We start from the raw sequence: 1,355 nt of genomic DNA, 5'->3' as shown, positions 1-1,355 counted from the left end.
ACAATAAATTGATTAGTAGCTAACGGATTGACAAACTGATAATTAGCAAATTCTGGTCTCAAAATTCCTGTGAAAGGATTAGGTTGCCCAGTAACCGTCATTGAATTTAAGGTAGCAGGTAATGTATTATCACCTGGGTTATCAATATCAAAAGTTACCTCTGCACCAGTCAATGGTGAAGTTGGGTTACCTATTGGAATCACATCAGGACAGGCATCATCACTACATTCAAAAGGTGCAGTAATTGATTCAATACTTTCAAATATACACGCTGGTGCATCGGAGAATGAAGCTCTGAAAACTGATAAAAGCTGTCCATTTGTTGGTAAAACAACATCATTAAAAGTATGACTTGTTGAACTGTCTAAATTAGTTGCATTTTCAGTCAAAACAACATCACCAGTAATATTTAAAGTCCCTGAAGCAGGTGGATTTACAAAATCAACAATTACATCGAGGGTAAAGAAATCATCTGTTATGTCACTTGGTGTTCCATTATTGTTACACGATGTTACATCTGTAACTGTAATTCCTGTTATATTAAATCCAGAATTATCTAAAACAATTGGGTTAGAAGAAACCGCAATACAACCTGGGTTTGATTGGTAACGAACAACAGGTGTGTAGGTATCAACAGGTAAACCTGTAAACACATTAGAAGCTTGCCATGGCCTATCATTTAAGCCACTTAAACTTGTTAAACTATATTCTATAGTACCACCACCATTATCTGTAGCATCAACTGTTATGGTCCCTGAATTAAGTGGACAGGCTGCCCCTGTGGTAGCCTCAAATGTTGGTGGAGGTGTTAAAAATGCCGGATCATAAAGTATAAATACCTTACCATCACCACCATCTCTCAAAAAAGAAAGGTCTCCAGCACCAATTTGGGTAATTCGAATACCACTTATTTCAGAACCAGAAGAAACCAAAGCTGTCAATGGATATACAGCAATTTCAATATTTTGACCAAAGTCGGTCACAACCCCTGTATTAATGTAGTTTGCATTTGTGACATTTATAACATTTCCAGTAAGGTTATTCATATTATCTAATGCCTGAACTGTAACAGGGTTATTACCAGCTCTTTCCGTAATTAAAACATATTTATTAGATGACGCGGTAATTGGTGCATTATAAATAAACTCAACATAATCAGTAGGATCTATATCATTACCTAATGACAGATAATGTCTTAAATCAGGGTTACTGTTAGCTTCTATTAATGCAGGGTCAAATATCGCCGGACCTTCTGACACGTTTGCAATGTTAATTGTCTGGTCTACAATAAATTGATTAGTAGCTAACGGATTGACAAACTGATAATTAGCAAATTCTGGTCTCAAAATTCCTGT

Annotated in this window: 1 protein-coding gene; it reads right to left on the bottom strand. The window is 35.9% G+C overall.

All coding sequences use genetic code 11. The annotated features are described in order from the left end of the window. The coding region (locus LBU54_RS15255; protein WP_224531981.1) for a hypothetical protein at positions 1–1,355 on the bottom strand (1,355 nt) is incomplete at both ends.

It is taken from the genome of Winogradskyella alexanderae (assembly GCF_020166335.1).
Classification (GTDB): Bacteria; Bacteroidota; Bacteroidia; order Flavobacteriales; family Flavobacteriaceae; genus Winogradskyella; species Winogradskyella alexanderae.
Note: the sequence above shows the minus strand (reverse complement) of the source record. Positions and strands in the feature narration are given on the sequence as shown.